Origin of the sequence: Nonomuraea sp. NPDC047529, from assembly GCF_040642995.1 — a bacterium.
Lineage (GTDB): Bacteria > Actinomycetota > Actinomycetes > Streptosporangiales > Streptosporangiaceae > Nonomuraea.
The window spans coordinates 157,847-184,146 of sequence record NZ_JBEYTJ010000011.1 but is presented as its reverse complement, the minus strand read 5'-3'; the positions used below and the strand labels follow the sequence as shown (position 1 = coordinate 184,146).

25 protein-coding genes are annotated in these 26,300 nt (G+C 70.6%); 11 read left to right on the top strand and 14 right to left on the bottom strand.

The window, feature by feature from the left end:
* Positions 1 to 138: 138 nt before the first annotated feature.
* Positions 139 to 450 (top strand): helix-turn-helix domain-containing protein, encoded by a 312-nt coding sequence (locus ABZ815_RS19990; RefSeq protein WP_357699838.1) that lies wholly within the window; start codon positions 139 to 141, stop codon positions 448 to 450.
* Between the two features lie 1,003 nt (positions 451 to 1,453).
* Positions 1,454 to 2,419 carry a tyrosine-type recombinase/integrase gene (locus ABZ815_RS19985; protein ID WP_357699837.1) on the top strand — a complete coding sequence of 322 codons (966 nt, stop codon included), beginning with the start codon at positions 1,454 to 1,456 and terminating at the stop codon, positions 2,417 to 2,419.
* A gap of 118 nt (positions 2,420 to 2,537) precedes the next feature.
* Here ABZ815_RS19985 and ABZ815_RS19980 read toward each other — a convergent pair whose 3' ends face one another.
* From ABZ815_RS19980 to ABZ815_RS19970, 3 genes are all read right to left on the bottom strand, one after another.
* The gene (locus tag ABZ815_RS19980; RefSeq protein WP_357699835.1) at positions 2,538 to 3,059 is read right to left on the bottom strand and encodes a DUF6082 family protein; all 522 of its coding nucleotides are present in this window, start codon (positions 3,057 to 3,059) and stop codon (positions 2,538 to 2,540) included.
* A 495-nt stretch (positions 3,060 to 3,554) separates the two neighbouring features.
* Positions 3,555 to 4,073: a hypothetical protein gene (locus ABZ815_RS19975; RefSeq protein ID WP_357699833.1), complete on the bottom strand. Its 519-nt coding sequence runs from the start codon at positions 4,071 to 4,073 to the stop codon at positions 3,555 to 3,557.
* A gap of 907 nt (positions 4,074 to 4,980) precedes the next feature.
* On the bottom strand, positions 4,981 to 7,065 hold the full coding sequence (locus tag ABZ815_RS19970) for a prolyl oligopeptidase family serine peptidase (RefSeq protein ID WP_357699831.1): 2,085 nt from the start codon (positions 7,063 to 7,065) through the stop codon (positions 4,981 to 4,983).
* A gap of 523 nt (positions 7,066 to 7,588) precedes the next feature.
* On the opposite strand from ABZ815_RS19970, the gene ABZ815_RS19965 reads away from it, so the two are divergent.
* On the top strand, positions 7,589 to 7,723 hold the full coding sequence (locus tag ABZ815_RS19965) for a hypothetical protein (protein ID WP_357699829.1): 135 nt from the start codon (positions 7,589 to 7,591) through the stop codon (positions 7,721 to 7,723).
* On the opposite strand, the gene ABZ815_RS19960 is transcribed toward ABZ815_RS19965, so the two are convergent.
* The 3 genes from ABZ815_RS19960 to ABZ815_RS19950 form a co-directional block, all read right to left on the bottom strand.
* A complete protein-coding gene (locus ABZ815_RS19960; protein ID WP_357699827.1) occupies positions 7,715 to 8,365 on the bottom strand; it encodes a hypothetical protein in 651 nt (216 codons plus the stop codon). The two genes, ABZ815_RS19965 and ABZ815_RS19960, sit on opposite strands and share 9 nt — an antisense overlap.
* A gap of 377 nt (positions 8,366 to 8,742) precedes the next feature.
* Complete coding sequence (locus ABZ815_RS19955) at positions 8,743 to 10,413, bottom strand: TROVE domain-containing protein (RefSeq protein WP_357699825.1); 1,671 nt, start codon at positions 10,411 to 10,413, stop codon at positions 8,743 to 8,745.
* A 629-nt stretch (positions 10,414 to 11,042) separates the two neighbouring features.
* The gene (locus ABZ815_RS19950) at positions 11,043 to 11,201 is read right to left on the bottom strand and encodes a hypothetical protein (protein ID WP_357699823.1); all 159 of its coding nucleotides are present in this window, start codon (positions 11,199 to 11,201) and stop codon (positions 11,043 to 11,045) included.
* 389 nt (positions 11,202 to 11,590) lie between these two features.
* On the opposite strand from ABZ815_RS19950, the gene ABZ815_RS19945 reads away from it, so the two are divergent.
* Positions 11,591 to 11,884 (top strand): hypothetical protein, encoded by a 294-nt coding sequence (locus tag ABZ815_RS19945; RefSeq protein ID WP_357699821.1) that lies wholly within the window; start codon positions 11,591 to 11,593, stop codon positions 11,882 to 11,884.
* A 357-nt stretch (positions 11,885 to 12,241) separates the two neighbouring features.
* On the opposite strand, the gene ABZ815_RS19940 is transcribed toward ABZ815_RS19945, so the two are convergent.
* Positions 12,242 to 12,436 (bottom strand): CsbD family protein, encoded by a 195-nt coding sequence (locus ABZ815_RS19940; RefSeq protein WP_357699819.1) that lies wholly within the window; start codon positions 12,434 to 12,436, stop codon positions 12,242 to 12,244.
* A 229-nt stretch (positions 12,437 to 12,665) separates the two neighbouring features.
* Between ABZ815_RS19940 and purB the strand changes: the two genes are divergently transcribed.
* The gene (purB, locus tag ABZ815_RS19935) at positions 12,666 to 14,096 is read left to right on the top strand and encodes an adenylosuccinate lyase (protein WP_357699817.1); all 1,431 of its coding nucleotides are present in this window, start codon (positions 12,666 to 12,668) and stop codon (positions 14,094 to 14,096) included.
* Positions 14,093 to 14,866: a GNAT family N-acetyltransferase gene (locus ABZ815_RS19930; protein WP_357699815.1), complete on the top strand. Its 774-nt coding sequence runs from the start codon at positions 14,093 to 14,095 to the stop codon at positions 14,864 to 14,866. The genes purB and ABZ815_RS19930 overlap by 4 nt, the downstream gene beginning before the upstream one ends.
* Here the strand turns inward: ABZ815_RS19930 and ABZ815_RS19925 are convergent.
* Positions 14,848 to 15,444, bottom strand: coding sequence for a dihydrofolate reductase family protein (locus ABZ815_RS19925; RefSeq protein WP_357699813.1), 597 nt, complete (start codon positions 15,442 to 15,444; stop codon positions 14,848 to 14,850). The two genes, ABZ815_RS19930 and ABZ815_RS19925, sit on opposite strands and share 19 nt — an antisense overlap.
* A 102-nt stretch (positions 15,445 to 15,546) precedes the next feature.
* On the opposite strand from ABZ815_RS19925, the gene ABZ815_RS19920 reads away from it, so the two are divergent.
* Positions 15,547 to 16,587, top strand: a complete 1,041-nt coding sequence (locus ABZ815_RS19920; RefSeq protein WP_357700089.1) for a DUF4037 domain-containing protein — start codon at positions 15,547 to 15,549, stop codon at positions 16,585 to 16,587.
* A gap of 202 nt (positions 16,588 to 16,789) precedes the next feature.
* Here the strand turns inward: ABZ815_RS19920 and ABZ815_RS19915 are convergent, their stop codons facing one another.
* Entirely contained in the window at positions 16,790 to 17,551 is a 762-nt protein-coding gene (locus ABZ815_RS19915) for a MerR family transcriptional regulator (protein WP_357699811.1), read from the bottom strand.
* A 30-nt stretch (positions 17,552 to 17,581) separates the two neighbouring features.
* Between ABZ815_RS19915 and ABZ815_RS19910 the strand changes: the two genes are divergently transcribed.
* Both ABZ815_RS19910 and ABZ815_RS19905 read left to right on the top strand, forming a co-directional pair.
* Positions 17,582 to 18,376 (top strand): MerR family transcriptional regulator, encoded by a 795-nt coding sequence (locus ABZ815_RS19910; protein ID WP_357699809.1) that lies wholly within the window; start codon positions 17,582 to 17,584, stop codon positions 18,374 to 18,376.
* A complete protein-coding gene (locus ABZ815_RS19905) occupies positions 18,369 to 19,283 on the top strand; it encodes an alpha/beta hydrolase (protein ID WP_357699807.1) in 915 nt (304 codons plus the stop codon). The genes ABZ815_RS19910 and ABZ815_RS19905 overlap by 8 nt, the downstream gene beginning before the upstream one ends.
* Here the strand turns inward: ABZ815_RS19905 and ABZ815_RS19900 are convergent.
* Positions 19,250 to 19,912, bottom strand: a complete 663-nt coding sequence (locus ABZ815_RS19900) for a response regulator transcription factor (RefSeq protein ID WP_357699805.1) — start codon at positions 19,910 to 19,912, stop codon at positions 19,250 to 19,252. The genes ABZ815_RS19905 and ABZ815_RS19900 overlap by 34 nt on opposite strands.
* Positions 19,909 to 21,072, bottom strand: a complete 1,164-nt coding sequence (locus ABZ815_RS19895) for a histidine kinase (RefSeq protein WP_357699803.1) — start codon at positions 21,070 to 21,072, stop codon at positions 19,909 to 19,911. The genes ABZ815_RS19900 and ABZ815_RS19895 overlap by 4 nt, the downstream gene beginning before the upstream one ends.
* Before the next feature lie 176 nt (positions 21,073 to 21,248).
* Between ABZ815_RS19895 and ABZ815_RS19890 the strand changes: the two genes are divergently transcribed.
* Complete coding sequence (locus tag ABZ815_RS19890; protein WP_357699801.1) at positions 21,249 to 22,460, top strand: lipase; 1,212 nt, start codon at positions 21,249 to 21,251, stop codon at positions 22,458 to 22,460.
* Between the two features lie 63 nt (positions 22,461 to 22,523).
* On the top strand, positions 22,524 to 22,775 hold the full coding sequence (locus ABZ815_RS19885) for a helix-turn-helix transcriptional regulator (RefSeq protein WP_357699799.1): 252 nt from the start codon (positions 22,524 to 22,526) through the stop codon (positions 22,773 to 22,775).
* A 4-nt stretch (positions 22,776 to 22,779) separates the two neighbouring features.
* Here the strand turns inward: ABZ815_RS19885 and ABZ815_RS19880 are convergent, their stop codons facing one another.
* From ABZ815_RS19880 to ABZ815_RS19870, 3 genes are all read right to left on the bottom strand, one after another.
* Positions 22,780 to 23,544 (bottom strand): dienelactone hydrolase family protein, encoded by a 765-nt coding sequence (locus ABZ815_RS19880; protein ID WP_357699797.1) that lies wholly within the window; start codon positions 23,542 to 23,544, stop codon positions 22,780 to 22,782.
* Positions 23,545 to 23,644: 100 nt separating this feature from the next.
* Positions 23,645 to 24,691 (bottom strand): tyrosine-type recombinase/integrase, encoded by a 1,047-nt coding sequence (locus tag ABZ815_RS19875; protein WP_357699795.1) that lies wholly within the window; start codon positions 24,689 to 24,691, stop codon positions 23,645 to 23,647.
* 82 nt (positions 24,692 to 24,773) lie between these two features.
* On the bottom strand, positions 24,774 to 26,285 hold the full coding sequence (locus tag ABZ815_RS19870; protein WP_357699793.1) for a UDP-N-acetylglucosamine 1-carboxyvinyltransferase: 1,512 nt from the start codon (positions 26,283 to 26,285) through the stop codon (positions 24,774 to 24,776).
* Between the last annotated feature and the right edge of the window lie 15 nt (positions 26,286 to 26,300).

Sequence of the window (26,300 nt, the reverse complement as noted above, 5' to 3'; positions counted from 1 at the left end):
TCCAGGTTCTGGAAGGGACGGCGTTGGCCCTTGGTATTTGGTGCTGCGCCATCCAGTCTGCCACGTTTCGTGGGGCAGGTGGGGGTGGTTGCGTTTGTCTCGTGTCTTGGAAGACGCTGCAGGGGAGGGGGTGTTGTGGTGGCGGATGTGCGTGGAGAGCTGTCGGTGCAGCAGGCGGCGGACATGTTGGACGTGTCGCCGGCGTTCGCGGTGACGCTGTTGGAGGAGGGCGTGATCCCTGCGCGGGTGGATGACGGTGAATGGCGGGTGGCGCGGGCGGATGTCGAGGAGTTCCGGCGCCGGGATGATGTGGAGCGGCGTGCTGCTGCAGACGAGCTGGGGCGGCTGGGCCAGGAGTTGGGGTCTTCACCAGCAGCAGCGAGGCTTGCGCGCCCCGCAACGAACCTACGGCGGGTTCGCCCCGTGGAGAGCGATCCAACCCTGTACTAGGCACGCCTGTGTGATGATGCGGATACCAGCTCAGTGCAAGGCCGCCGACTTGGTGGCTGGAGGAGGTGGACCGTGGAAGTTCTAGCGGTACTGCTGTTGATCGGTCTGGTCATCTGGGCGATGGACGGCTCAGGCAGTGGCTCAGGCAGTGGCTCCGGCGGTAGCTCGGTCGGCAGCACCCGCAGCGCCAACAGGTACGCGAGGCGGGTCCAACGGAAGCGCGCGCGGGAGATCGACAACCTTGTGAGGAAGTCCCGCCAGGCCGAGGGGGGCGCCGGATACAGCGGGGGCCGGGGCGGCGAAGGCTTCGGTGGCGATGGGGGCGACGGCGGCGACTGACCGCTCTGCAGCAGCTCAGCAGGTTACCGGTTGGAGCTTTGACCGGTAACGATCTGTCGCTGACCTGCGATTCTCTGTCAGGTCGGGTGAGGCGCTGGGTGTCAGTTAGAGGACCTATCGAGGCGCCGTGGCGAATGTAATGCAGCGGCTCGGTGCCAGGACTCGGTTTCAGACGGCCTTGCTTGCTAAGGAACGGGGCTTGCTGTGATCAAACACCGTCCGGCATGCGCACGTATCGAAGCCGGGATCCGGGATCTTGCGGATGGTGCTGTGTGGTCGGGGTGTGTCTTCATGATTCCTCTCGACCCCTCATAATCCACGTTATGGGGGTATAGCATGATCGCTGTTGCATACCCGCGAGAGAGCAACTGATCATGAGCGACCCTCACGGTCTACCCCCACAGGCAGATGCGTCTCTTCGGCCTCCCACTCTTGAAACACCTGCATCTCGCGACGACCTCCATGAGGTTGCCGTCCTGGTAAAATGCCAGGACGGCACGCGGGATTGGACCATCGTCTGCGCCTTGCCCATGCGCCGGCCTGCCGAACTCTTGGCCAAGTCACATCTCATGCGCGTCGACGTTCAGGTCGAGGCTGTGCAGATCCGGCACAGGGGAGTGATCGTTGCCGATTACCGCCCCGAAGACTTCTTCGGAGACGCGCCGTGACGGCCGAGCTGGCCCCGCGGCACAGCGGCGAGGTGGCGTTCCCGCCCAAGCTGCTCGGGTACGTCCAGGACCTGTCGAAGGCGTGGCTCCTCAGCTACAACTCCGCGAACACCCGCGCCGCCTACAGGCGCGACATCGAGATGTGGTTCGACTTCCTCACCGAACACGACCTCGACATCGCCGAGGTACGACGCCCGCACGGCGACGTCTACAAGCGGTGGCTCGACCTGCAAGCCCACAAGCCCCTGCCAGCGAAGACGCTCGCGCGGCGGCTGGCCACCGTGTCGTCCTGGTACCGCTACCTGGTCGAGGAGGAGGCGGCCGACTTCAACCCGTTCGACAGGGTGAAGCGCCCGAAGGTCAACCGGCAGCACTCCGAGACGGTCGGTCTCACCGGCGCCGACGCCCGCGACGTGCTCCATGCGGCCGACCACGACCACGGCCGGGAACGCCTGCGCACCGCGGCGCTGATCCGGCTGCTCCTGCAGACCGGCATCCGGGAGACCGAGGCCCTGGCCGCCCAGATCGACGACCTCGGGTACGAGCGCGGTCACCGCACTTTGCGCATCGTCGGCAAGGGCGACAAGCCGAAGACGCGCAAGGTCCCGCCGGCGGCGGCGCACGCGATCGACGTGTACCTGGCTGACCGCGCGGGGCGGGCCGGGGTGGCGGTGGCGGAGCTGACCGGCCCGCTGTTCGCGTCCGCCACGGGGCGGCGGCTCGACCGCAAGGACGTGTACGAGCTGGTCCGGCGCGTCGGTCGTCAGGCCGGGATCGAGGGGCTGCACCCGCACAAGCTGCGGCACACGTTCGCGACGCTCGCCGAGGAGGCGGGCGTCAGCGTGAAGAAGATCCAGGAGGCGCTGGATCACGCTCAGTCCTCGACCACGGACATCTACCTGACGTCCGCTCGGCGGCTGGAGGACGACCCATCCGACCTCGTCGCTGCATCGATCGAATAGGCCACGAGGTCGCCCACGACTGTGATCAGTAGTCGTCCTTCCGACATGCTGATCCAGCGTTGTTCCAGCAGGTGGTCTGCTAGACGGCGTAGCCGTGTGCCCAGGCGGGCCTAACGGGCTATCGGAGCCGTCCTATCGCAACGCCGACGATGAGGGCAGCTCCTGCTACCGCAGCGGCACGCCAGTGCCTCTTGCCCGGTGCGGCTTGTGGAAGGGTTATGGGTACTGCTGGTACCCGAGTAGCGTTCGCCAGCTCTTCGTCCAGTATCCGGGAGAAAGCGCGGGTGCGGACGTTTCGCCGGTCGGCTCTGTACCCGTCGCTGTTCTCCACCCAGTGCCTCCGACCTGCCTCACCTGCGAAGAGACCTGAAGCAAACCGATGGATTTCCGAGTCATCCATCAGCCCGAAGTTGTGCATCGAGCGCCACTGCTCAAGCCAGAGGTTGATCAGGATGCGAAGCCGGAGGGGGAGGTCGTCTTCTGGGCCGTGCCACGGGACTCCCTCGAACTGCACGAGCTTCGGGTCATCGATGACAAGCTTCGCAAGTTCCAGTTGCGTGAGACGCCAGGTCTGCTCGCTGGCGATGCGGACGCTCCGGGCTTGGACGAGCGTCGAGATCATGACACCTACCAGCGACAATGCAGTGAGTCACACTGGGAACCTTGGCCGCCTAAGGTCTGCCCTGCCACACATCACATCACTGGTACAAGTCACGCAAGGCTGCGTGTCCCGACGTTGTACACGGTGGTGGAGCGGGCGAAGGGGCGGATGCGGCGCAGGCCGTCGCCGCCCAAGCGCGAGGCCAGGGTCCTCACCCCCACCTTCTGACAGGATCGCCCCGGCGCCGACCTCATGCGGCGCCGGGGCGATCCTTCGCCAGGTCGTGGATCAGGGGTTCGCCGCGGGTCTGCTCCGCGTCCAGGATCCCGAGTGCAGATGTCGCAGAGCGGCCCGCCGACGGCGGAAGGCGTTCCGGCCCGGGGCGCGTCACGTGTCCCTCGGGGCCGTGCGAACCGCTCTGCCAGCAGGGCGCCTGAGAAGATCGAGCAGGCCACCACAGAGGTAAACGTGAATGCCGTGCCCCGGACGTTCCAGGGCACGGCAAGTGGCGTCAGCGGATCAGATCCGGTCGACTCAGGCGGGCGGCGTGATGTCGACGAAGGGGCTGCAGTTGGCAGGCCAGGGCCGCGTCGTCATGGTGCCCGGAGGCGGGAAGACGGCGCACGTGCTCTGCGCTATGCGGGAGTGTGCGTTGAGCACGGTGACGTGCACGGTCGTCCCCTCGTCGGGCGCAGCCAGAGTGATGTCGACCAGGCGGCCGAAGTTCCTGGGCAGCCGCGAGGACAGGTCGTGCCACCGTGGGGTCGACCGCGGATCCCTGATCAGTACCTTGTCCTCCCGAACGACCCCCACGAACTTGGTCGGGGGCCTCTCCTCGTCCTCCGGGTCCCCCTGGAAGGCCGAGTCGATCGCGACAGCGTTGTCGTCGTCCACCCCGAGGGGGAAGGAGCGATGGTTTGCCTTCGCGACCTTGGCATCCGCGAGGCCGTGACCGCTGACGACCGATGTCGTCTGGACGTCGGCAGAGGCCGGCGCTGGAATGGAAAGAGCCGTGAGTGCGCTGGTCGCCGTAGCGGCAACGGCGAACGCCAACGTACGTGTGATGCTGAGTGGGTGCGAAGCGCGCCCGCTCTGGTGTTGAGCCACGTGTTTCCCCTGTAGATGCCAGATTCGAACGAAAGGGGCCAAGAGCTGGCCCTAAATGGTTGCGCGTTTGAGGTACCCCCTTCGATGTAGCGATAAAGCGCGTGAGTTTTCTGTGGAAGGTAAGGAATATCGAAAGGCAAATAAAAAAGCAATCATTTCAGATATTCGGCAGCAAATAGGGGCTGGCGCTCATATTTGGGCAAACGGTGCCAGGTGAGGCGAGCGGGCTCCGGACTTGCATGAACTGGACCCGGACGCGACCGTCCGACCCTGCCCTCTGTGCACCCGCGCCAGGTTTCGCCCAGGCGGCCCGTCCTCACCGCATCTCAGGGCCTTCCCCTCGACGACCTGCCGTCCGGCTGCGACAGCCAGCAGGGCACCACGCCACGTCAGACGCCTGTTCACGCCGGTGCGCTCTGACTGCTCAAGCACCTGCCCTGTCGATGCCCTCACCGGCGTCGCCCGACCGCATCTTCTGCTCCTCCTGGTCCTCGTCACCGCGACCCTTTGACGGCTTTGCCGTGGTAGACGACGTCGTGACGGCGCGCCGTCACCCAGGCGGTGGCGGCCTGCTCAACCTTGTCGCGCGGCGCCTCGTCGTCGGCGCCCGCGCGAAGATGCGGCCCTCTCAGAGCCACCTGTCCCCGCCGGGATGGGCGGTCAGGCCGCCGTTGCCGGTCTCAGTGACGAACCGGGACCGGTAGACGCCGTCCTTGCCGGCCTGTCGAGGACCGCCGACTCGCCCACCGGGCGGTCGGGATGGAGGTTGAGCGTCACACACGGCCCGGGGTCGACCGGGCCGTGACGTGGCTGAGGGGGCGTGCGCGTGCCGTACCTGACAGGTCTGTCGTCGTCATGACCCGTCGGACGCGTGCAGGATGAAGGCCAGCACATCGGCGAGCAGGGCCTGCTCCTGGTCTCGGTTCGAGCCGGCGCCGTGCCCGCCGTGCTCCTCGACGCGCATCAGCACCGGCCGGCCGGAGGCGGTGGCCGCCTGCAGGCGGGCGGCCAGCTTCGCCGGCTGCCACGGCGGCACCCGCGCGTCGCGCAGGCCGGTGGTCAGCAGCACCGCCGGGTACGGCACGCCGTCCCGGACCCGCAGGTAGGCATCGATGATCAGGAGGGCACGCAGGCCCTCCTCAGTGGTGACGCTGCCGAACTCGGGCACGTTGATCGGCCCGCTCTCGGTGAACTCGTTGCGGGTGGCGTTCACCGTCGGCACCCGCATCGCCATGGCCGCCCACAGATCGGGGCGCCGCACCAACGCGCCGCCGGTGGGGATGCCGCCGGCGCTGATGCCCTCGCCGGCCAGCCGACCCGGACGGGTGTAGCCGAGGGCGATGAGATGCTCGGCGCAGTCGATGAAGTCCGTGATGGTGGCCTCCTTGCGCTCGCCGCGCCCGGCCTCGTGCCACTCGCGGCCGTAGGCGCCGCCACCGCGCAGGTGCGCGACGGCGTAGACGCCGCCACGCTCGTACCAGGCGAGCATCTCGGGACGGAACTCCGGCAGGTCGATGAGCCCGCCGGAGCCGTGGCCGGTGAGCACGGCCGGGTTGTCGCCGTCCAGCTTCAGGTCCTTGTGGTGGATGACGGTGAGCGGGATCGGCGTCCCGTCCCTCGCGGGCACGTGCAGAGTACGGACGTGCACGTCGCCGAAGTGCACCGGTGAGCGGGGCGCCAGCCCGGTGTCCTGGAGTGACCGGCCGTCGTAGCGGTAGAGCCGCGGCGCGTGGGTCCAGCCGGCCACCAGCAGCAGGGCTTCGGGCCGCGTCGGGTGGGTGGTCCACTCCACGATGGCGCCGTCCACCGGCATCGGGAGGTCGGCGGGTTCGCCGCCGGACAGGGGCACGTGCCGTACCCGGCTGACGCCGCCGTCGAGATCGCGCACCAGCAGCCGGTCGCCCACCACCCGCACCGACTCCACCACCCGCTCACCTGCGGGTACGACCACTCGGGCTCGGGACAGATCGGGTGCGGCAAGCGGAACGGCCAGCACACGGGAGCGCGGCGCGTCCCGATGGGAGACCAGGTAGAGGGTGTCGTGGCTGGTGGCGAAGGCGGTTACGCCGTCCGCCACGCCCGCGACCAGCCGCCACGGGCAGGCGGCCGGGTCGGCCAGCCCGGCGCGCGGCGCCACGTACACCGTGCAGTCGCTCAGCTGCTCGCTGGTCCAGGGCCAGGGGCTGAGCGCGCTGTGGGAGATGATCGCCAGCATCCACTCGCCGTGCGGCGGCACCACCAGGAAAGGCCGGTCCCGCGGGGTCAGCTCGACGTGGGGGTTGAGGCCGCGGGCCAGTACCACCGTGTCCTGCGCCGGGTCGGCGCCCAGCTGATGCAGGAAGGAGCGGCTGTCCAAGAGGTGCTGCTCCGCGTAGCGGTGGTAGACGAACGACCGGCTGTCCTCCAGCCAGCTCAGGAAGGCGAAACGGGTCGTGGGCGGGATAGTCTCCCGGAGGACCCCCGAGTCGGCGTCGATCACGTGGATGGAGCTGTCCTCCGACCCGGAGTCGGAGACGGCGCAGGCGACGTGGCGGCCGTCGGGGGAGGGCACGTACCAGTCGATGGCGTGGTGTCCGTCGCCGGGCACCGTTCCGGGGTCGAACAGGACCCTGCTCGCTCCGTCGGCCTCGGTCACCGTCAGCACCGGCAGGCGGGCGTCCGGCTCGCGTACCAGGGCGAAGACCTTGTCGGCTGCCATCACCAGGCCGAAGCACCGCGTGAGCGCGCTGCCCAGTTCGCGGATCCGGGTCAGCAGGCCGGCGCGGTGCGGCAGGGCGTCCAGGTGCTCGCGGGCGTGCCTGGCCTGGCTGTCCAGCCAGTGGTGGAACTCCTCGCCTTCGGTTTCCATCCACCGGTAGGGGTCCTCGAGTGTGAGGCCGTGGAGGGTCTCGCGCACGACGTCCATCCGGGCGATCGCGGGTTCGGTGATGTCGCTCATAGGCGCATGATCATATGCCGGAGATCCAGCGACTTATCGGATCCAGCGCCGCCGGTCGGCTGGTGGTTGCAGAGCGTGCCGGGGCTCACGCCGAGCAGGCGCGCGTGATGGAGCGCTCGGGGTTGGGCAGCGGGTCCGGGCCGCCCGCAGCAGTTCAGGCCTGACCACGGTGGGCCGGCCCCCGATCCGGCCGCGGGCCCGGGCGGCGGACGGCAGGTCGTCAGGCGGCTGTGGAGAGGGCGTCACGAGCCGGAATCCCTAAGTTGCCGGCGAGTTACTTTGCCCCTCGCCGTGGCTCCGGGAGCGCGGGGCCTTCTCGGCGGGCGGATGGGTGGGCTTCAGTACTTCACCGGCGGGGCCGGTCACCACGTTCGAGGCTGTTCCCCACTCTTGCCTGCCAATCCGCGCATTCGCTACGTAGATGCGCGAGTTCCGGGTGTGGTTGAACCCGGGGTTGTCAGCGAAGCTCACCCGACTGAACGTGGCACCACGAGTGAAGGCGGTCCCATTGAAGCGGCTGTAGGTGGCGAAGATCGCCCCGTCGAAGTCGGTATGGCTCGCGAAGATCGCTCCGTTGAACGTGGCCTCGCCGGTGAAGGTCGCCCTGCTGAACCAGGCATCGCCGGCGCCCGATGCATCCGGCAGGAGGTCAACTTGAAGGAGATGAGCACGGCACCGGTGAGATCGAGGCTGATGCCGGGCCAGTAGTGCGGGTTGACGGCGGTGCGGCGCTGCCACCAGCGGCGCCGGTAGCAGCGTAGGTGGTCGGTGAGGAAACGCTGGGCGGTGAGCCGGACCTGTCGTTCCTCGTAGGGTCCCTGCCCGCCCGCGCCTGAGCACGGCCCGAAGCCGGGGTACGGGCAGCGCGCTGGGCGGCGCGGACCTGCTGGGACCGGTCCTGGACGTCCGGCGCTTTCCACGGCATGCGCAGGTAGGCGCAGATGACGTCCACAATGGTCTGGCGCAGCGCGGGGTTGTTCTCCGCGAGTTGTTCGAGGGCGTACAGGCCGCCGAGCCGGACCGGGGCTTGGCCGCTGCCGAGTTGCTCGACCGCCTTGCTGAAGCGGTCGGTGTCGTGACCGCGCTCGCCAAGCTGAAAGGTGCGGCGTGCGGTGTCGGCGTTGCGTGCGGTGTAGAACACCGCCAAGAGCGCGGCCAGGCCGGTGGCGATGGCCAGGACGTTGCCGCGGACGGCCGCGACGGCAGCGGCCCAATCCTTGCCGAGCAGCTCATCGGGAGGCAGGGTCGCCGGCGCGAGAACGTCGTCGTTCAGGGTGACGCCGTCCAGGTTCTCCAGCACCCAGGTAGCTCCCGGACCGAGCATCCATACCAAGGTCGGGACCGCCAGGAGCACCAGCGCTGCCACGACGATCGACGAGGGCCTCACCGTCGGGGCCACCGCTTCGAGCTTTTCTTGGCCATAGGCCTGATGATGCGCGTGCCAGGCGCCTGGCAGATGTGGAGTGACGGGATCGTGACCCCCATGAAGGAGCTGTGCAATGTGCGTGAGCCTCCCCCGATGAGGTCGCTCGGATCACCGGCACAACGGTCAAGGTCTTGCCGCAGCAGTCGTGCGTTTGATCTGTGATGGTGATGGACGCGATCTCCTCGCGCGGCACCGGTCCGGCAGCACCTCGTGCAGGCGCTGCCGGACCCTGGGGAGGAGCCAGAACTCGGTCAGCCTCGGAGGAAGCCGTTGACGATCAGTGGCAGTGAGGCGTCCAGGCCTGCCACGTTGAGCACACCGTCATCCTGGGGGTCGCCGATCGAGTAACCCGCCGCGGTCATCGCGGCCACGATCACACGGGCCCCCGGGGCCACGGCACGGCGGTAGGCGTCCAGTTCCTGCGACGGGTGAGCCCGGCCCGCCCACGTCTCGTTGTCGGTGAAGACGACGATCCCGTCCGTCCGCATGCGCTGCTCGCGCGCCCACCGGAACGGCAGGGACAGGTCGGTGCCACCGCCGGACGGCTGCCATGAGGCGATCTCACGCAGGTTGGTGCGAGGGGTCACCTTCGAGGCGTGGACGCCGGTGTCGACGTCGATGACGTGCACGTTGCCGCGCTCGATGCGGGCGAGCATGACCGCCATGGCGTTGCCGACCTCGTACGGCGACCCGATCGGCGAACCGCCCAGCCGGACGCCGCCGCCCCAGCTCATCGAGCCGGAGGAGTCCACCGCGACCAGCAGTCGCCTCCCGGACGGTTCGACCGCGCCGAACGCCGCCTCGTACGTCTCCTCCAGCGCGTCCAGGATGGCCGGGACGGGATGCCAGGTCTGGCGGCCCGCGCGCGGGTTCGGCTGAGCCTGCCCGGAGGCGTAGACGCGCAGGGCGAGCCAGGCGTCCATGGGGTGGATGCGGGCCCGCAGGACCGCCTGGCGGTCGGTGAGCCGCAGCACCGCACGCGACGTCGCCGCCGCCGTCGGCGTGAGCGTGCCCAGGCGGGTCATCCGTGCCAGGTTACGGATGAGCGCCGTCATGCCGACTGTCTCGATCAGGGCCTCCCACACGGCGGGCTCGCGCAGCATGGCGTCGGGCAGGAACTCCCATGGCACCTTCTCCGCGGTCACGACCCGTACCGCCTCGGACGGACTCGTGACGGCCTTCGCGGTCAGGAACCGGTCCACCGCGGGCAGCGCCTCGCGCGCCCGCTCGTCGCCGACGTTGCCGGCGATCCACCCGAACAGGGTCCTGCGCTGCTCTCCGTCCGCTGCCGGGTGGGCGATGCGGAGAACGTCGCGCAGGTCGAAGGCCTCACCTTGCGGGGTCCTGCGTTGACGGGCCTTGCACGCCTTGAAGGCCACGTCGTCGGCGGTCCCGTTCAGGAACCACGAGCCCAGCGCGGTCCGCAGCGAACGGCCCGCCGTCGGCGCGACACCGCGGGCGGTCGCCTTACCGCCCAGGTTCTTGTAGTAGCCGAAGAACTGGGCCAGATGGTCAGTCGTGCGAGCGACCTTGGCAAGGGCCACCTTGGCGGCCTGGCGGGTGTCGGCGTCGCCCTTGGCGTAGCAGGCGGCCAGCGCGAACAGGGCCGGACGCTGCTTCGGCGCTCGGGGCGGACGCGCCGTGGAGATCGCGGTCAGCAGCTCGACCACGCGGGGGCCGTCCTCGGCGATCGCCTGGAACAACACGCCGGCGTTGTCGGCGGTCAGCTTGTCCGCGCCCACGTAGTAGGTGCCGCCGGTGGTGCCGAGGATCAGGAAGTCCTCCAGCTTGCGCCACACGTCCTTGGCGAAGACGTGGCCGCCTGCCGCGTTCCGAACCTGGTCGGGGCGACCGGGGATGGGCCGGGTCTGCGGCGTCGCGATGGCGGAGACGCCGGCCAGAGGGTCACGGTTGCGGGTCATGGATGTGCCTCCACAAGGGTGTTCGACCCGCCAGGCGGCGGATGTGATGGAACGGCGGACATGGGTGCGTCGACCGGGTCAGGACCGGAGCTCCACCGCTGAGCTGTGCGCGAGACCTCGCGCAGCGGGGACTCGAACCCCGCGACCGCCGGTGCCGGAGATGACCGAACGACTTCGACCCGCCGTCGATCCGTCGCCAGCCGGCCGACGGCACGGATGTGGGGTTTCCGACCGGGTGCCCAGCCGATCTGGGCGGCCGGCCCCATGAGGAGGGGCCGGAAGGAATCGAACCCTGTGGTAACCGACCGGATTCGACCCGTGCCACCGGGCCATGCTGACTTGACGGACCGGCGAGGCCTGGAGAGGACACGGATGTGGGACGTTCACCGGCGTTCAGGTGCTCTGCCGACTGAGCTACCGGAGCGTTGGCCCCGGGCAGGACTCGAACCTGCGACCGCCCCATTAGAAGTGGTAACCGACGAACTTCGACCCGTGCCCTCACCAGACCCGACGGATCTGAGGGGGACTTGCGAAACAAACGCTAGCGGATCAGTCGTCGGACCTCGATCCATTTTCTGGCGATCACCACCACCTGCCGGACGGCACGGAGAACATCTCGCGCGGCGGTGTTACACGTCGTTGTAGGTGACGCTCTGGTCGAACAGCGTCCTGAAGGGGGCGAGGCTCTCGTGGATGACGGCGCGGGTGGTCACCTGTGCGCCGCCGGCCGCCCCTGGGGTGCCGTTGACGGGGATGTCGGAGCATCCGGTGAGGTCGGACCAGCCCATCGGCTGTCCGGGCGAGAAGGCGTAAGTGAGCCTGGCTCATGTCAGGGCCGGGAAACACGTGTGAAGCGTACGGCAGAGCGACGAGATAAAGCGGCCAGGAAAAGCAAAGAAGGCTTCTGATGACGGCTTCGGCGGCCTACGAGAAATGCGATTCAGCGTTTAGGGTGAAGACATGCGTTCGGCGGCGGAGAATAAATTCCGGGCTTGTGTATTGACGCGTCCCCACAATGGCGGGCCACGATGGAGGGGCCAGAGGAAGATGTCCTGCGGGAGGAAACGTGTTCAAGGAAGCATGCGCTGTCAGCGCCCTTGTCGCTGCCGCCCTCGCCCCTTCGATGGCCTCGCAGGCGCTGGGGGCCCAAGCCCACACCGGCGCCACCACGCCCACCATGCCCACCACATCCGTCGCGCTCGCCGACTGTGCCGCCGCCAGTGCCACCGGTCGCGCTCCGAAGTGCAAGTGGCTGGAGGAGGGCAACAAGAGGTGCTACTACTGCCGTGACATGAAGGGCGGCGGGTTCAAGAAGCAGTACTGCGAGCAGAAGACCCAGAAGCAGGAGCAGTCCACCGAGCGCGAGTGCACGACCACCAAGGAACCGCTCCCGGCGAGCCCGAACCGTACCTGCAAGACCTGCACGGACGCCAAGACCGGCAAGGTCCTGTCCAGGGAGTGCAACAGCTAGCGGAGTGCGACAGCCGGCGTCCGGCGACGGTCGTGTAGGCCGGAAGGCGGGGGGAGGCGGTGCGGAGTCGGCGTGACCCTCCGTGCCGCCCCCTCCGCGTCGCCGATCTGTGGCACGGCCCGCTGAGCGAGGGGCCGCCCGTCCGGCGGGCAGCGTCAGAGGCCGGCGGGTTCGTACGCACGCGGCCCCGGCCGCCTGCCGGATGGTGGACGTGACCCGCCGTGCGGCCTGTCGGCTGCCGCGGATCGGCAACATCGAGCCGATCTGCGGCAGCCGATCGCGGCACGGCGGGTCCGGTGTCTGTCCGTCCCGGGCGGCGGCGGGTGGCCGGCGCGGTTCACAGCCAGGAGCGTGCGGTCACTTCTTGAAGGCGTCCCTGACCTTCTTGCCGGCGTCCTTCGCCTTCTCGCCCGCCTGCTTCAGGCCGCCCTTGGTCTGGTCGGCGCGGCCTTCGGCCTGGAGCCGTTCGTTGTCGGTGGCGTCGCCGACGTTCTTCTTGGCGCGTCCCTTGAGCTCCTGGGCCTTGTTACGGATCTTGTCGTCGGTGCTCATGTTCATGCCTTTCTGGTCGTTTCCTCGCGACCTCCTGTACTTACCGGCCAGGACAGGCGGAAACATGGTTCCGGTCCGGCCGTATGCAGGACGGTGCTGGTCAGGGGTCGTTCGCGAGGCCGGCGGGGCCGCATGGGAACCGGTGACCCCCGCGGTGACCGCAGTCGCGGGACGGGCCGTGCGGACTGGATGCGGTGCCGGTAACGGGGTGTGAATACACTTGTCCAACGTGACTTCCAAGCCGCGCATCCCGAACGTCCTGGCCGCCCGCTACGCCTCACCCGGGCTGGCCCGCCTGTGGTCTCCCGAGTACAAGATCATCGCTGAGCGGCGGTTGTGGCTGGCGGTGCTGCGGGCGCAGGCCGAGCTCGGGGTGGCGGTGCCCGAGGGCGCGATAGCCGACTACGAGAAGGTCGTCGAGCAGGTCGACCTGGAGTCCATCGCGGCGCGCGAGCGCGTCACCCGCCACGACGTCAAGGCGCGCATCGAGGAGTTCAACGCGCTGGCCGGGCACGAGCAGGTGCACAAGGGCATGACCTCGCGCGACCTGACCGAGAACGTCGAGCAGCTGCAGATCCGCGACAGCCTGCTGTTGGTACGTGACCGCGTCGTGGCGCTGCTGGCCCGCCTGGCCTCGCTGGCCGGGGAGCACACGGCCACGGTCATGGCCGGACGTTCCCACAACGTGGCGGCGCAGGCCACGACGCTGGGCAAGCGGTTCGCCTCGGCAGCCGACGAGCTGCTGGTGGCCTACCACCGGCTGGAGGAGCTGATCGCGCGCTACCCGCTGCGCGGCGTCAAGGGCCCCGTCGGCACCTCCCAGGACATGCTCGACCTGCTGGGCGGCCGGCAGGACAGGCTGGCCGAGCTGGAGGACAAGGTCACCGCCCACCTGGGGTTCTCGCGGCGGCTGACCAGCGTCGGCCAGGTCTACCCGCGTTCCCTGGACTTCGAGGTGGTCTCGGCGCTGGTGCAGCTGGCCGCCGCGCCGTCCTCGCTGGCCAAGACGATCCGGCTGATGGCCGGGCACGAGCTGGTCACCGAGGGGTTCAAGGAGGGGCAGGTCGGCTCCTCGGCGATGCCCCACAAGATGAACACCCGCTCCTGCGAGCGCGTCAACGGCCTGACCGTGGTGCTGCGCGGCTACGCCTCCATGGTGGGCGAGCTGGCCGGCGACCAGTGGAACGAGGGCGACGTGTCCTGCTCGGTGGTACGCCGGGTCGCGCTGCCGGACGCGTTCTTCGCCTTCGACGGGCTGGTGGAGACGATGCTGACCGTGCTGGAGGAGTTCGGCGCGTTCCCGGCGGTGATCTCGGCCGAGCTGGGCCGCTACCTGCCCTTCCTGGGCACGACCAAGATGCTGATGGCCGCCGTCCGCGCCGGCGTGGGGCGCGAGCAGGCCCACGAGCTGATCAAGGAGCACGCGGTGGCCGCGGCGCTGGCGATGCGGTCGCGGGGCGCGTCCAACGAGCTGCTGGACCTGCTGGGCGGCGACGAGCGCTTCCCGCTGGACCGCGGCGAGCTGGAGGCGCTGCTGGCCGACCGGGTGTCCTTCACCGGCGCGGCCGCCGCGCAGGTCGAGGAGCTGGTGCGGCTGGTGTCCCAGGTCGTGACCGAGCACCCGGAGGCCGCCGCGTACCGGCCCGGCGAGATCTTGTGATCCATCGGCTGCGCGACCTGGACGTGCTGCGCGCCGCGTGCGGCGACGACGACCTGGTCATGTGGACCGCCCAGGACCTGCGCGGCCAGGCCCGCGCCTGGGCGCTGGGGAACGCGGTGGTGGCCGGCGCGCCGCGCATCTCCCTGCACGACCGGCTGGCGGTGTGGGGCGACCCGGACGATCCGGACGACGCCGTCGAACTGGTCCGGCACGCGCTGGCCGAGCTGGGCCCCACCTTCCGGCCGCTGGGCGAGCGCGAGCTGATGCGGCGGGTGGCGGCGGGGCTGGAGGGCGTGCGGGAGAGCGGCGCGTTCTCCTGGATGAGCCTCAAGGCCGCGCCCGCCGCGCCGCCGCCGGAGGTCGGCTGGCTCGGAGGTGAGGCCGACCAGGAGGTCGCGGCCCTGCTGGCCGGTGACGCGCCCACGTCGTACGCGGTGCCGGGTGCGCCCGGCGTGCGGCGGTGGGCCGGTGTGCGCGTGGGGCACGAGCTGGCGGCGGTGGCGGCCGACGCGTGGTCCGCGCCGTCGGTGGGGCTGCTGGCCGGGGTCGCCACCGCCGCCCGCTTCCGCGGGCGGGGGCTGGCCGAGCGGGTGTGCGGGTGGGTGTCGTCCCAGCTCGTGGCCACGCACGGACGCGCGGCCCTGATGGTGGACGACGTCAACACCGCGGCGGTCAAGGTGTACGAGCGGATCGGGTACCGCCGCAGGCCGGTGCTGGCCTGCCAGGTGACCGGCCCCGATCCCGCCGGGGTTCAGATGATGGCGCGATAGGTCAGGTGGGTGGCCAGCGGGGAGAAGTGCGTCTCGACCGGCTCCCACTGGCGCGGACGTACCCGGGCGAACAGACGGGTGCCGGCGCCCAGCAGCAACGGCACCAGGTGCAGGCGCAACTCGTCGAGCAGCCCCTCGTCGGCGGCCTGGCCGATCAGGTCGGCGCCGCCCATGATGACGATGTCGCCGTCCCCCGCCACGGTGCGGGCCTGCTCGACGGCCGCGGCGGGGCCGTCGGTGACGAAGGTGAACAGTTCGGGCCGGCGTACCGCCGAGGGCGGGACGTGGGTGACGACGAACACGGGCGGCGCCTGCGGCTGGTCGCGGGCCGGACCGTAGGCGAGCGGGTCGCCCCAGCCGTAGGGGCCGTCGACCACGTCGAAGGTGCGCCGTCCCATGATGACCGCTCCGGTGGCGCGGACGGCGCCGCCCAGGACGCGCGCGTCGACGTCGGTGGGCTGGCGGGCCCAGGCGTGCAGGAGTTCGCCGCCGGTGCCGAGGCCGTGCTCCAGGCCGGGGTCGGGGCCGGTGACGTAGCCGTCCAGCGATACGGAGATGTCGGCGACGACCTTGCTCAACGGGTCCCTCCCCCTGGCGTGTCCGGTCGCGGACCACGCTGTCACCGGCGGCGGGAAAACCGGGTGAGGTTCGGGCGGTGCTCGTGCAGAGTTGACGGCGTGATGTCCAACTTTGTGCCTGGTATTGAGCTTTCTCGCGCCTTCTACGGCGAGGTCGTGGCGCCGCTGCTGCCCGGGGTGCGGCACAGCGCCGCGCTGATCGGCCCGGGGTCGGAGGTGCTCGAATTCGACACGGCCCGCTCGGCCGACCATGACTGGGGGCCGCGGGTCCTGCTGTTCGTGCCCGCCGGCCAGGTGGAGCCGGTACGCGAGCGTGTCACGGCGGGGCTGCCCGACCGGTTCGGCGGTTTTGACACGGTCTTCGAGTATCACGGGGTCCGCCAGCCGGGCGTCGTGGTCGCCGAGCTGGGGGAGTGGCTGGTGGGACGGCTCGGGTTCGACCCGCGCCAGGGGGTGTCGCTGCTGGACTGGTTGTCCGTGCCGTGGCAGAGCCTGGCCGAGGTGACGGGGGGCGAGGTGTTCTGCGACGGTCTGCCGGGCGAGGGGCTGGAGGCGGTCCGGCAGGCGTTGCGCTGGTATCCGCAGGACGTGTGGCGCTACGTCCTGGCCTGTCAGTGGCAGCGCATCGGCCAGGAGGAGCCGTTCCCGGGGCGGTGCGCGGAGGTCGGGGACGAGCTCGGTTCTGCCGTGGTGGGGGCGCGGCTGGCGCGGGAGGTGATGCGGCTGGCGTTGCTGCTGCGGCGCCGCTATCCGCCGTACGCCAAATGGCTGGGCAGCGCGCTGGCGCGGTTGCCGGGCTCGGCCGAGCTGGGCGAGGCGCTGGAGGCGGCGATGGCGGCGCGCTCGTTCCGGGAGCGCGAGCAGGGCCTGACGGCGGCCTACGGACGGCTGGCCGCGCTGCAGAACCGCATGGCGCTGACGGGACGGCTGGAGGAGGGGGTGCGGGGGTTCTTCGACCGGCCGTTCCAGGTGATCGGCGGGGAGCGGTTCGCGCGGGCGTTGATGGAGTCGGTGACGGACCCGGTGATCAGGGGGTTGCCGGTGGCGGGATGCATCGATCAGTTGTCGGACACGGTGGAGCTGGTGACCTCACCGCGCCGGGCACGGGCGCTCACGGCCGCGGCTCTGGATCTCGGAGCTTAGGAATCTACATTGTAAAGCTGATGGGTTTGTACAAGATCATAACATAAACAGCACAAAACCATCACCGAGGTCAGGAGGGCGGCGCTCCTGACTCTGTGGGGTGTCCGTCGCGGGGTTCTCATTGTTGTGCCGGCAGTCCTGGTGGTTGAGGAGTGCCGGCCGCGTTCCCCGGGCGGCGAACGGCGGGGTCAGGCGGGCCTGTCTACTTCTGCTGCCGGGCGCTGTTGGCGTGGATGGCTTGGCGGTAGTAGGCGGCCAGGCCGCGGGCGAGGCGGTCGTAGTGGGCGGTGAAGCGGGGGTCGGTGGCGTAGAGGTCGCCGAGGCGCCGGTGGTGTTCGGGGGTGCAGTCGTAGAACCAGCGGGTGATGTGGGCGCGGTGGCGTTCGGCGATGTCCATGACGTGGGGGCTGTCGGGGGCGTGGCCGCGGGTGTGGGCGGCCCGCAGGTCGTCGTCGATGGCGGCGGCTTGGGTGGTGAGGTGGAGCCAGTCGGTTTTGGTGTGGGTGGCGGCGCGGCGGCGGCTTTCGGCGTAGGTGTCGGTGTCGCCCCAGCGGCGTTGGACTTCGGGTTGGTGGTCTTCGGGGTGGAAGTCGCCGAAGATGTCGAAGCGCTCTTGGGGGGTGAGGGTGATGCGCTGGGTGTGGGCGTGGATGGCGCGTTCGACGTTGGTGATGACGTGGTGGAGGCGTTGGGCTTTGCGGGTGAGGAGTTCGTGTTGGCGGTGGAGGTGGGTGAGTTCGTCGGTGTGGGGGTGGTCGAGGATGTCGGTGATCTCTTCGAGGGGGAAGCCGAGTTCGCGGTAGAGGAGGATTTGCTGGAGGCGGAGGAGGTCGTGGTCGGTGTAGCGGCGGTAGCCGGCGGTGGTGCGTTGGCTGGGGGTGAGGAGGGCGATCTCGTCGTAGTGGTGGAGGGTTCGTACGGTGATGCCGGCCAGTTTGGCGACTTGGCCGATGGACAGGGTCATGGGTCTGACGTTACGTGAGGGTGTGTGCTGGTGGATGAGGAGTTGCTGTCGATTGGGCAGTTCGCGCGGCTTGGTCGGTTGAGTGTGAAGCAGTTGCGGCATTACGACGAGTTGGGGTTGTTGCGTCCGGCGTATGTGGATGCGGGGACGGGTTATCGGTATTACCGGGCTGGGCAGGCGCGGGAGGCGTTGTCGATCGGGTTGTTGCGGTCGTTGGATGTGCCGTTGCCGGTGGTGGGGCGGGTGTTGTCGGGGGAGACGGGGGCGCTGGAGTCGGTCCGGGTGTCGTTGGAGGCGGAGTTGGCGCGGCGGCGGCGGACGTTGGCGTCGTTGGAGCGGGTGCTGGCTGAGGGGTTGCCGGCGCCTGAGGTGGGGTTGGTGCGGGAGCCGGGGTGGCGGGCGGCGTTCGTGGGTGAGCGGGCGGCGGGGTTGGAGGATGTGGGGCGGGCTACGTCCGCGGCGGTGGCGCGGTTGCTTGAAGGGGTGCGGGGGGCGGTGCGGTTGGTGGGGTTGTTCCCGGTGGATGTGGGCGAGGTGGTGCAGGTCCGGGTGGGGTTGATTCTGGAAGGTGACGCCGAGCCCGGTGGCGGGGCCGAGGTGGGGGTGTTGCCGGGTGGGGTGTTCGCGCGTGCCACTCATGTGGGGCCTTATGACCAGATCTCGTTGACGGTGCATGCCGTTCTGGCGTGGTGTGCCGAGCGGGGGCTGGCGGTGAGCGGCGCTTTGCGGGAGGTGTATGTGTCGGATCCGGCGTGCACGCCGGTTGAGGAGCTGGTGACGGATCTGCTGGTTCCGGTGCGGGAGGAGGGGGGAGCGGATGGGTGAGGAGCGGGCGTTCGGGGTGGGGCCTTCCCGGGTGGAGATCGTGTACGAGCGGCTGGGGGATCGGGGCGCGCCGCCCGTGTTGCTGATCATGGGGGCGGGCGGGCAGTTGATCAGCTGGCCTGACGGGTTGTGTGCGGCGCTGGTGGGGCACGGCCTGCAGGTGATCCGTTTCGACGGTCGTGACTGCGGGCGCTCGACGCGGTTCGACGGTGCGGGGGAGCCGGATTTCGGGGCGGCGCTGGCGGGTGATCTGTCGTCGCTGGCGTACACGCTGGACGATCTGGTGGCCGACACGGTGGGCTTGCTGGATGTTCTGGGGCTGGACGGCGTGCATCTGGTGGGCGCCTCGCTGGGCGGGATGATCGCTCAGGCGGTGGCGATCGGGCATCCGGGCCGGGTCAGGTCGCTGACGTCGATCATGTCCACCGCCGGTGACCGGATGACGCCGCCGCCGCGTCCGGGTGTCCCGCCGCCTGTTGCCGGGCCGCCGCCGACGACGCGGGAGTTGTATGTGGAGCGGATGGTGGCCGGGGCCGTGACCGGTGGTGTGGCGGCCGATGTGGAGGCGGTTCGGGCGTTGGCGGGGCGGGTGTGGGATCGGGGCTGGTCGCTGGCGGGCATGTTGCGGCAGGCGGCCTCGGTGATCGGGTCGGGTGACCGGCGGGAGGGGTTGGGCGGGGTGGCGGTGCCGGCGTTGGTGATCCATGGCGCGGCTGATGCCGTCGCCGATCCGGCCGGTGGGCGGGCCACGGCGCAGGCGATCGCGGGTGCGGAGTTCCTGCTGGTGGACGGCATGGGGCATGGGTTCCCGCCGGGGGTGTGGCCGCTGGTGAGCGCGCGGATCGCCGCGTTGGTGGAGCGGGCGGAGCGGGGTCAGGAGGAGGGGCGGACGAGTCCGCTCTCGTAGGCGAAGACCACGACCTGGGCGCGGTGGCGCAGCCCGAGTTTGAGCAGGACGCGGCTGAGGTGGGTCTTGACGGTGGCTTCGGCCAGGTGCAGTGAGGCGGCTACTTCGGCGTTGGACAGTCCGCGTGCCACCTGGACGAGGACGTCGTGTTCGCGGGCGGTGAGCTGTCGCAGCCGCCGGTCCTGTTCGCGGGGGTCTGGGGTGAGCTGGGGGGCGAATTTCTCCAGCAGGCGGCGGGTGACGCGTGGCGACAGGACGGCTTCGCCGGCGGCGACGTTGCGGATGGCGCTGAGCAGGTCGGCGGGCGGGGTGTTCTTGGGCAGGAATCCGGCGGCGCCGGCTTTGAGTCCGGCGAAGGCGTACTCGTCGAGGTCGAAGGTGGTCAGGATGAGTACGCGGGAGGTGGGGCAGTCGCGGGCGATCTGCCGGGTGGCCTGGATGCCATCGAGGCCGGGCATGCGGACGTCCATGAGGACGACGTCGGGGCGCAGGTGCCGGGCCAGGCGGGTGGCCTGGTCGCCGTCGGTGGCCTCGCCGGCGACGTGGAGGTCGGGTTCGGCGTCCAGGATCATGCGGAAGGCCATGCGCAGGAGTGCTTCGTCGTCGGCGATCAGCAGCCGGATGGTCATGGCGTGTCCGGGGCGGTCAGGTCGAGGGTGGCGGTGATCTGCCAGCCGCCGTCGGGGGCGGGGCCGGCGTGCAGGGTGCCGTTGTAGGCGGTGACGCGTTCGCGCATCCCGGCCAGTCCTCTCCCGGCGGGTTGGGGGGTGGTGGGGTGGCGGCCGTCGTCGGTGACCTCGATGTCGGCCCGCGCGGGGGTGAGGCGCACCTGGACGTGGGCCTGGGCGCCGGGGGCGTGCCGCAGCGTGTTCGTCAGCGCCTCCTGGGCCAGCCGGTAGAGGGTGAGCTGGGCCGCGGCGGGGACGTCGGCGGGATTCCCGGTGATGTGGAGGCGGGTCGGCAGGCCGGCGGAGCGCATGCGGTCGGCCAGGGGGTGGAGCTGGGCGATGCCGGGCGCCGGGTGGAGGGCGGCCTCCTCCTGGTCGGCCCCCTGGCCGGTCTCCTGGTCGGCCCCGTGGTCGGCGCCGAGGGAGCGGCGCATGTCGCGCAGTGCCTGGCGGCCGGTGTCGGCGATCTGGGTCATGGCGGCGGCGGCCTGGCGGGGTGCCCGGTCGTGGACGTAGGCGGCGCTGTCGGCCAGGGCCACCATGACCGACAGGTTGTGGGTGACGATGTCGTGCATGTCGCGGGTCATCCGGGCGCGTTCCTCGGCGACCGCCAGGCGGGCCCGCTGGTCGCGGTCGCGTTCGAGGAAGGTGAGGTGGGTCTGCCGTGCCCGCGTCCACAGGCCGGCGGCCAGGGCGGCGGCCGACATCGCGCTGAGCGCGGCCACCGTGAACGGCGTCTGTCCCGGTGGCGCCCAGCGGGTGGCGGCCAGCACGACGCCGGTCTCCAGTGCGAGCGTGGCGGCCAGCGCGGCCCGCCAGGGGCGGTGGGCGGCGACCGTGTAGAGCGCGACCAGCAGGGCGGCGTCGGCGGGGAGTTGCACGCCGGCAACCCATTGGAGGGCGGCCGCGCCGCCGGTGGCGCACAGGACGAGTAGCGGGGCGCGCCGCCGCCATGCCAGTGGCGCCACCAGGGCGACCTGGAGCGCGAGCATGTGCGGGCCGCCTTCGGTCACCCGTCCGGGGCCCAGTGTGACGGTGAAGATGACGGCGGCCAGCAGTGCGTCGGCGGCCGTGGGCGGCACCGAGCGGATCGTCGTGGTCAGGCGGGCGGCCGGGTTCATGCGCCCACCCTAGAGGCCGGGCCGTGGCGCCCCCCATCCTCCTCGGGGATGAACATCGGGGGCTCTCATCCGAAAGTCGTACCCGCAGGTCAGCCTGTGGCCGCTGGCCGGTCGGCGGGCGCGGCTGCCAGTGTCGGCGCACATCCCCGTTGTCGTTCCGTTGGAGGAGAACCGGCATGTCCGTGATGACGTACGCGGCTCATCTGGCCGTCGCCGCCCTGGCCCTCGCGCCCGCCACCGCCGTGCAGGAGCAGCAAGGGCGGCCCGCGGTCACGCTCACCCTGCCCGCGCCGGCTGGTCCTCTCCCGGTGGGGACGGTCGCCGTGCGCCTGGTCGACCGGTCGCGTCCCGACCCGCTGGTGAGGTCGAAGCGGTATCGGGAGCTGATGGTCAGCCTGTGGTACCCGGCCGCGCGCAGCACGCTGCCACCGGCCCCGCACATGGCGCCGCTGGCCGCCGCCGACTGGGATCGTCGTTCCGCGCCGCCCATGGGGATCGCCAAGGGGGCGGTCGACTGGGCCGCCACCGTCACCGCGGCGCGTTCCGGCGCGCCGGTGGAGCGCGGCGGAGGCAGGCTGCCCGTGGTGCTGTTCGGTTCGGGGGACGGCGGGCCGCGCACGCTGGGCACGGCGCTGGTGCAGGATCTGGCCTCGCGCGGCTATCTCGTCGTCACGGTGGATCACACCTTTGAGGCCGATCAGGTGGAGTTCCCCGGTGGGCGGGTGGTGCGGGCGTTGCCGTTGCCGGCCAAGCTGACGCCGCGGGTCATCGCCGGGTTGCTGGAGCGGCATGCGCGGGCGCGGCTGGCCGACATGCGGTTCGTGCTGGATCGGGTCGCCGCTCTGGGGCGGGGGGAGGCGATCGGGGGTGTGGCGTTGCCCGCCGGGTTGCGGGGTGCGCCGGATCTGTCGCGGGTGGGGGCGCTGGGGCAGTCGCTGGGCGGGTCGGTGGCGGCCCAGCTCGTCCACGACGACCGGCGGGTGGTGGCGGGGGTCAATCTGGACGGCGGTTATGTGGGGCCGGTGGCCGTCACCGGGGTGGCCAGGCCGTTCCTGCAGCTGGCGGCCGAGGCGCACACGCGCGAGAGCGAGCCGAGCTGGAGGTCGTTCTGGCGGGCCTCGACCGGGTGGAAGCGGGAGCTGCGGTTCAAGGGCGCCGCGCACGGTTCGTTCACCGACTTGCAGGTGCTGCTGCCGCAGGTCGCGGCGGCGCTGCCCAAGGGCGGGGTGGCGGTGGCCGATTTCGTCGGGACGATCGATGCGCGACGGTCGGTGGCGGCTCAGCGCGCCTATGTCGGGGCGTTCTTCGATCTGCACCTGCGGGGGAAGGCGACGCGCCTGTTCGAGGGGTCGGGTGGTGGTTTCCCGGAGGTGTCCCGCATCCCCTGACCCGACCCCCGCGGGGGCGATAACAATACCGGTATAAGTATCCCGGGGGTGTAGGCTGGGGGCATGGTGCGATCCCCGCTGACCCCCGAGGAGCGGCTGCGCGGCGAGCAGCTCGGCCACATGCTGCGTCAGGCCCGAGGCGAGCGCAGCATCGTCGAGATCGCCGCCGCCGCCGGTATGTCCGCCGAGACCCTCCGCAAGATCGAGACCGGGCGCATCGCCACGCCGGCGTTCTTCACCATCGCCTCGCTGGCCGACGTGCTGGGCATCTCCCTCGACCGTCTGGCCGTGCGCGCCACCCCTGCCCGCACCTGAAAGGTCAGTCGGCCGTCTGCGGTGAGCGGCGCACCTGGTCCAGCACCTCCTCGATCAGCCGCCAGGCCTCGCGCGCCGAGGCCGGGTGGAAGCTGTCGCGCTCGTCGGCGGCGAACCCGTGGCCGGCGCCCGGATACACCACTGTCTCCAGCCGTTCGCCGATCGCCTCCTGCTGGCGTGCGTCGATGATGGGGTCGTCGGCGCCGAGCAGCACCACCAGCCGTCCCGGCGCCCGCGCGGCCGGCTCCAGTGTCGGTTCCGGCCGGCTGAGCGGCAGGTCGGTGCCCGTCAGCCAGCCCGGGTAGAGCGCCACCGCCGCCGACAACCCCAGCTCGCCCGCCACCGAGCACACGACGTGCCCACCCAGGCTGAACCCGACGGCCGCCGCCGGGAAGGCCCCCAGGCTCCGCAGGTGTTCCGACGCGGCCCGCGCGTCGGCCAGCACCTGATCGCGTCGTAGCAGCCAGGCCAGCTCCAGACCCCGCTCCCGACCGGCGGCGTCGGCAGGCAGCTCCACCACCCGCCCCCACGGGACGTCCGTCGCCGGATCGGCGGCAGGCCCCAGGTCGTGCCGGTGGTTGAAGTCGGGCACGACGACCGCGTGCCCGAGCCCGGCCAGCCGGTCGGCCATCCGCCGCGCGTACCGGCTCACCCCGAAGATCTCACCGGCGACCAGCACGCCCACAGGCCGCCGCGTTCCCACGGGCAGGGCCGTGTAGGCCGTCATGCCCGCGATGTCCACCCATCCGGTGGTGATCTGTGCGTTCACGCCGCCGAGCCAACCAGCCCCGCCCGCCTCCCGGCCAATCACCGGACCGATGTCCGCCATCACCATCCCGATCACCGGCCCGCGCAAGGCCGGTGACCGCTCACCGGGAGGGTTTGTCACGCAGCAGCGGATGCGACCGCATGGCCACCTCCAGCTCCCCGGGCAGCTCGTCGCGGTAGCGCCCCAGCGTCGACAGGTCGCTGTGCCCCAGCACCCGCCGCACCGCGTCCATGTCGACGGCGTCGGCCAGCAGATGGGTGGCCGTGGTGTGCCGCAGCCCGTGCGGGGTCACCGAACGCCGCTGGTCGGGATCGACGTGCCGCTGCACCCGGTCGATCACCGCCTGCACGTCACCCCGCGCCAGCCGCCGCCCCCGCCACGACAGCAGCAGCGCCTTGTCACCGTCGGCGCCGGCCACCTGCCCCCGGCCACGCGCCAGATAGGCCTGCAACACCTCGGCCACGTCGTCGGGCAGCGGCACGTCACGCGTACGGCCGCCCTTGCCGAAGATCCGCCAGTAGCGCACCCCGTCGTTGGTGTAGAAGTCCTCCACGTTGGCGCGCACCAGCTCCGACACCCGCGGCCCCACCGTCGACAACAGCAGCACGATCACCGCGTCACGCAGCTGCGTGCGCTGGTCGCGCCGCTTGCCGTCCTGCTCGGGCGCCTCCCGCAACTGCCGGGCCGCCCCGATCAGCCCCTGGGCCTGCTCCCGCGTCAGCGCCCGCCGCTCCGGACGCAGCCCGCCCCGCTGCTTGGCCGTCACCGTGGCCGCCGTCATCGGGTTGATCTGCACCCACCCGGCCAGCGTGGCGTGCTTGAACAACGCCGAGATCGACCGCCGGAACCGCGCCTGCGAGGACGGCGACTGCCCCGACCCTGACCCGGGACCGGACCTGGGGGCGGCCGCCTGCCGCGCGTCGGGCTTGCGCGCGAACGCCAGCAAGATCGCATCGACGTCCTCGCCGGTCAGGTCGTCCAGCACCACCTCCGCGCCGGCCAGCGCCACCAGCGTGGCCACGTCACGCGCGTAGACCTCGGCCGTGGCCGGGGACAGCGCCCCCGTGGACGTCTTGGCCACCACCAGCTCCACGTAGCGGTCAGCCGCCTGTCCCACCGTCAACCTGTCGAGCTCCGCGGGCCGCACCGGCTCCCCTCCTCACATCTCGGCGACGCATGCAGATGATGTTGCCTGCAGAGGAGACGGTAGCGGCCGCCACCGACGAAAATCAGATGTCGCGGAAGGTCTCGATGCGCGCCCCCAGCGCGTTCAGCCGCTCGGCCAGGTCCTCGTAGCCGCGGTTGATCACGTACACGTTGCGCAGCACCGACGTGCCCTCGGCCGCCATCATCGCCAGCAGCACCACCACCGCCGGACGCAGCGCCGGCGGGCACATCATCTCCGCGCTGCGCCAGCGCGTGGGCCCCTCCACCAGCACCCGGTGCGGGTCCAGCAGCTTGACCGAGGCGCCCAGCCGGGTCAGCTCCGTCAGGTAGATGGCCCGGTTGTCATAGACCCAGTCGTGGATCAGCGTCGACCCCTGCGCCGCGGCCGCGATCGCGGCGAAGAACGGCACGTTGTCGATGTTCAGCCCCGGGAACGGCATCGGATGGATCTTGTCGATGGGGGAGGCCAGCTTGGAGGGCCGCACCGTCAGGTCCACCAGCCGGGTACGCCCGTTGGCCGCCCAGTACTCACCCGTCCGGTCGCAGTCGAGCCCCATCTCCTCCAGGACCGCCAGCTCGATCTCCAGGAACTCCACCGGCACCCGGCAGATCGTCAGCTCCGAACTGGTCACCACCGCCGCCGCCAGCAGGCTCATCGCCTCGACCGGGTCCTCCGAAGGGGAGTAGTCGACGTCCCGCTCGATGGAGGCCAGCCCGTGCACCGTCAGCGTCGTGGTGCCGATGCCCTCCACCCGCACGCCCAGCTGCTCCAGGAAGAAGCACAGGTCCTGCACCATGTAGTTGGAGGAGGCGTTGCGGATCACCGTCACCCCCGGATGACGGGCCGCGGCCAGCAGCGCGTTCTCCGTCACGGTGTCGCCGCGCTCGGTCAGCACGATCGGCCGCGCCGGAGCCGCCCCGCCGTCGACCTTGGCGTGGTAGAAACCGCCCGTCGCGGTGATGTCCAGCCCGAAGTGCTTCAGCGCCGACATGTGCGGCTGCACCGTACGCGTCCCCAGGTCACAGCCGCCCGCGTACGGGATCTGGAACTGGCCCGTACGGTGCATCAGCGGACCCAGGAACATGATCACGCTACGGGTACGGCGGGCCGCCTCGGTGTCCATCGCCTCCAGCTCCAGCCGGGCCGGCGGCACGATCTCCAGGTCGTTGCCCTCGTTGATCCACCGCGCCCGCACCCCGATCGAGGCCAGCACCTCCAGGATCCGGTAGACCTCCTCGATCCGCGCCACCTTACGCAAGATCGTCCGGCCGTTGTTCAGCAGCGACGCGCACAGCAACGCCACGCACGCGTTCTTGGACGTCTTGACGTCGATGCTGCCCGACAGCCGCCGCCCGCCCACCACCCGCAGATGCATCGGACCGGCATACCCCAGGGACACGATCTCGCTGTCGAGCGCCTCCCCGATCCGGGCGATCATCTCAAGACTGATGTTCTGGTTGCCGCGCTCGATCCGGTTGACCGCGCTCTGACTCGTCGCCAGCGCGTCGGCCAGCTGAAGCTGCGTCCAACCGCGATGCTGACGCGCGTCCCGGATGAGCCTGCCGATCCGCACAAGATAATCATCTGC

What these genes read in the sequence shown, in the direction of transcription:
- ABZ815_RS19970 (WP_357699831.1), bottom strand. Translation starts at nt 7,065, where the DNA reads ATGAGCGACATCACCGAACCCGCGATCGCCCGGATGGACGTCGTGCGC.
- ABZ815_RS19955 (WP_357699825.1), bottom strand. Translation starts at nt 10,413, where the DNA reads ATGACCCGCAACCGTGACCCTCTGGCCGGCGTCTCCGCCATCGCGACG.
- ABZ815_RS19950 (WP_357699823.1), bottom strand. Translation starts at nt 11,201, where the DNA reads ATGGGCTGGTCCGACCTCACCGGATGCTCCGACATCCCCGTCAACGGC.
- ABZ815_RS19945 (WP_357699821.1), top strand. Translation starts at nt 11,591, where the DNA reads ATGCCCACCACATCCGTCGCGCTCGCCGACTGTGCCGCCGCCAGTGCC.
- ABZ815_RS19940 (WP_357699819.1), bottom strand. Translation starts at nt 12,436, where the DNA reads ATGAGCACCGACGACAAGATCCGTAACAAGGCCCAGGAGCTCAAGGGA.
- ABZ815_RS19920 (WP_357700089.1), top strand. Translation starts at nt 15,547, where the DNA reads ATGTCCAACTTTGTGCCTGGTATTGAGCTTTCTCGCGCCTTCTACGGC.
- ABZ815_RS19915 (WP_357699811.1), bottom strand. Translation starts at nt 17,551, where the DNA reads ATGACCCTGTCCATCGGCCAAGTCGCCAAACTGGCCGGCATCACCGTA.
- ABZ815_RS19905 (WP_357699807.1), top strand. Translation starts at nt 18,369, where the DNA reads ATGGGTGAGGAGCGGGCGTTCGGGGTGGGGCCTTCCCGGGTGGAGATC.
- ABZ815_RS19900 (WP_357699805.1), bottom strand. Translation starts at nt 19,912, where the DNA reads ATGACCATCCGGCTGCTGATCGCCGACGACGAAGCACTCCTGCGCATG.
- ABZ815_RS19895 (WP_357699803.1), bottom strand. Translation starts at nt 21,072, where the DNA reads ATGAACCCGGCCGCCCGCCTGACCACGACGATCCGCTCGGTGCCGCCC.
- ABZ815_RS19890 (WP_357699801.1), top strand. Translation starts at nt 21,249, where the DNA reads ATGTCCGTGATGACGTACGCGGCTCATCTGGCCGTCGCCGCCCTGGCC.
- ABZ815_RS19885 (WP_357699799.1), top strand. Translation starts at nt 22,524, where the DNA reads ATGGTGCGATCCCCGCTGACCCCCGAGGAGCGGCTGCGCGGCGAGCAG.